This is a genomic window from Xanthovirga aplysinae (assembly GCF_009711365.1).
Classification (GTDB): domain Bacteria; phylum Bacteroidota; class Bacteroidia; order Cytophagales; family Cyclobacteriaceae; genus Xanthovirga; species Xanthovirga aplysinae.
Genome location: NZ_SMMB01000350.1, coordinates 1 through 1,226 on the forward strand (window position 1 = coordinate 1; position 1,226 = coordinate 1,226).

General features: G+C 44.5%; 1 protein-coding gene. It reads right to left on the reverse strand.

From position 1 onward, the window contains the following. Window positions 1-1,226: CUB domain-containing protein (locus tag E1171_RS01105; protein WP_343031271.1), on the reverse strand; the 1,226-nt coding region annotated here is incomplete at both ends.

Consider the following 1,226-nt stretch of genomic DNA (forward strand, 5'->3'; position numbering starts at 1 on the left):
CCCAATTCAACTGGAATACTTCCACTTAATCCATTAGATCCCAAATTCAAATTTATTACCCGATTACCCTCCACCTCTACGCCATACCAATTTTCCACATCTCCTTCCAACCATCCCTCATTATTCTTCCAGCTATCACCAGCGGTAAGTTGGTAAAGGACCGCAAGAGCAGTGTAGTTTTCGACAAAGACACCTCCCAATAAGCCATCCGGACCGGGAATAACTAAAGTTTCCACCTTAGAAAAAAAACTTCCTTCGGTCTTTATCCGGTAGTAAAGAGCAACCTCCATAGGAAGGTTCTTATGAGTATATTCCCTAGTTCCTGGTTGTAGGGAAATCTGCTGTGCATCACTAAAGTCCGCCTTTCTTGCCCACTCCAAGGTAAGGTTCCTGTCAGAACCTTCTTCCCAGGTCAACAGGGCTTCATTAGTGGACTCATTTAAGGTGGCAGAAAAATTTACTGGTGGCAAAAAGTGGCAGGAAAAGGAAGCTTCCCAACCTATAGGGGGTGGATTGACACTGGAATTATTGGAAACAAAACGTAACGTTAGAGCTCCTGAAGGGTTACTTGCTTGTACTTTAAAAGGCAAACGGGTGCCAGAATAAACAGCAAGCAGGGGCGCATTTATGTCCTCCCCATCATAAACAGAAAGTAAATCATTATCAACCTCAAAAGAAGTAAAACTAAGCTGAAGGTTCTTTCCTGCCTCCCCCGGATAAAGCGTTTGAGTAATATCCAGATTAAAATCATATTTCTCTCCTCCACCGGGATCTTTATAAAAGCCTTCGCAGCCGGTAATGGAAGCTTCACTCATATTAAAAATTGGAGGAAGCACCTCAAGCGTAAAGGACTGTGTTTCATGTACCTGACCATCTGAAACTTCTAATACTATGGAATGACTCCCTGCGTCATCATGAGCAGGAACACCCGACAAAAACGTTTCCGCTGCATGAACCTTCCTAATTTTATAATTATAAACATCAGATACATACACATTGTCTCCGGCGTCCACCGCTACTCCAAACGGCCTATTAAAACTGGCCGAAACGGCATCACCATCTTGAACACCCTCGCCCCCTGACCCAGCGAAGGTGCTCACCTGACCTCCTACACTAATTTTTCTGATCTTGTAATTACCCCAATCCGCTACATATACATTGCCTCCGGCGTCTACGGATACTCCATACGGACCATTAAAACTGGCCGAAAGGGCATCACCATCCTG